The organism is Mycolicibacterium pyrenivorans (assembly GCF_025821625.1).
Taxonomy (GTDB): domain Bacteria; phylum Actinomycetota; class Actinomycetes; order Mycobacteriales; family Mycobacteriaceae; genus Mycobacterium; species Mycobacterium pyrenivorans.
The window spans coordinates 1-640 of sequence record NZ_JACKSH010000178.1 but is presented as its reverse complement, the minus strand read 5'-3'; the positions used below and the strand labels follow the sequence as shown (position 1 = coordinate 640).

Here is a 640-nt window from a genome sequence, read left to right as displayed (position 1 = left end):
TGCAGGTAATTTCGGTTGTGGGCGTGGGCGGTTCGTCGGCCAAGATGGATGTCTACCAGCGCGGCCCCGCGGGATGGGACGCCGTTGCTGTGGGTATCCCGGCCCATGTCGGCTCCCGGGGCATGGTGCCGCAGAGCCACGACGGCAACCTTCAGACCCCGATGGGCGTCTTCACGTTGCCGTTCGCGTTCGGCACCGCGCCCAACCCGGGGACGGGTCTGCAATACGTCCAGACCACACCGGACCACTGGTGGGACGGCGATGTGAAGAGCCCTACCTACAACACCATGCAGGTGTGCAAGAAGGCGCAGTGCCCCTTTGACACCGACCCGGACAGCGGTACCGAGAACCTGGACATCGCGCCCTACAAGTACGCCGTCGTCATGGGCGTCAACCCGCAGCGAGTGCCCGGGAACGGTGGCGCGTTCTTCCTGCACATCGGGGACGGTCCGACCGCCGGGTGCGTGGCGATCGACGACGGCACGTTGGTGAAGGTCATGCGATGGCTGCAACCGGGAGCGCTGATCGCCGTTGCCAAGTAATCAGATATGAAGGGCAGCGCCGGATTTCAGCTTGAAATTCACGTTTTCGAGCGGCATCGTCGCGTCAGGGGTGCGGTCGACAGTCTGCCGGTTTTGTC

Annotated in this window: 1 protein-coding gene; it reads left to right on the top strand. The window is 64.2% G+C overall.

The window, feature by feature from the left end; all coding sequences use genetic code 11:
• Positions 1–542 (top strand): L,D-transpeptidase family protein (locus tag H7I57_RS20430; RefSeq protein WP_264025647.1); only part of this gene is annotated, 542 nt, incomplete at its 5' end.
• Between the last annotated feature and the right edge of the window lie 98 nt (positions 543–640).